The organism is uncultured Campylobacter sp. (assembly GCF_938045225.1).
Lineage (GTDB): Bacteria > Campylobacterota > Campylobacteria > Campylobacterales > Campylobacteraceae > Campylobacter_A.
The window spans coordinates 1-1078 of record NZ_CALINL010000288.1; the positions used below are offsets into that span (position 1 = coordinate 1).

The 1078-nt window shown below is 52.8% G+C and carries 1 protein-coding gene and 1 pseudogene; both read left to right on the plus strand.

Going from position 1 to position 1078, the window contains the following annotated elements:
- A pseudogene (locus tag Q0200_RS10515) lies at positions 1 to 198 on the plus strand (5'-methylthioadenosine/adenosylhomocysteine nucleosidase); the annotation flags it as partial.
- Positions 195 to 962 (plus strand): ATP-binding protein, encoded by a 768-nt coding sequence (locus Q0200_RS10520; RefSeq protein WP_297940999.1) that lies wholly within the window; start codon positions 195 to 197, stop codon positions 960 to 962. The pseudogene Q0200_RS10515 and the gene Q0200_RS10520, both read left to right, overlap by 4 nt.
- The last annotated feature ends 116 nt before the right edge of the window (positions 963 to 1078 follow it).

The window sequence follows — 1078 nt, forward strand, 5'->3', positions numbered from 1 at the left end:
ACCTTCAAAGCCGATGCGGCTGAGATGGAGGGCGCCAGCGTGGCGCTAGTTTGCGAGAGTCTTGGCGTGCCGTTTTTCGTGCTTCGCGCCATCAGCGACGAGGCGGGCGGTAGCGCGGAGTTTGACTTCGATAAATTTTTACAAGACTCGGCAAACGTCAGCGCGCAGTTTATGCTCGCGATGATCGAGCGGCTATGATAGAGCTTAGCAAGCGGCTGCTGCGCCAGGTCGGGCAGACCAACGCCAGATATCGCATGGTGCGCGGCGGGGATAAAATTTTGCTCGGTCTTAGCGGTGGCAAGGACAGCCTCGCGCTCGCGCACGTACTAAAACATATGCAAAACGTCACGCCTGAAAAATTTGAGTTTAAGGCCGTGACGCTAAGCTACGGCATGGGCGAGGATTACGCATACCTCACGCGCCACTGCGCCGAGCACGGCATCGAGCACGACGTGATCGACAGCTCGATCTTTGAGATATCCAAGGACAAGATCCGCAAAAACTCCAGCTTTTGCAGCTTTTTCTCGCGTATGAGGCGCGGCTATCTCTACACATACGCGCTCGAGCATGGCTTTAACAAGCTCGCCATCGCCCACCACCTCGACGACGCGGTCGAGAGCTTTTTTATGAATTTTACTTATAACGGCGCGCTACGAACGCTTGCTCCCAAATATATCGCGGCAAACGGGATCGAGGTTATCAGGCCGTTTATATTCGTGCGCGAAAGACAGCTACGCGAAAACGCCGTGCGAAACGGGCTTACGGTTATCGGCGACGAGGCGTGTCCGGCGATGCGATTTGATATCAAGATGCCTCACGCTAGAGCCGAAACTAAGGAGCTTTTGGCAAATTTAGAAAAGCAAAATCCAAAGCTTTTCGTCTCGCTAAAGGCTGCTTTTGAAAACATCCACAGCGATACGTTTTTCGCCTCTGGGGCGCAAAATTTGACCGACGAGGATTGAGAACTCGTCAAATTTAGCTTAAATTTGACCGCTCTTTCGGTCAAATTTGACTTCTGCCGGTCGGTTATCTCCTTGCTCATACCGCGCATAAGAGGATACGTTATCATCGCTCTGCG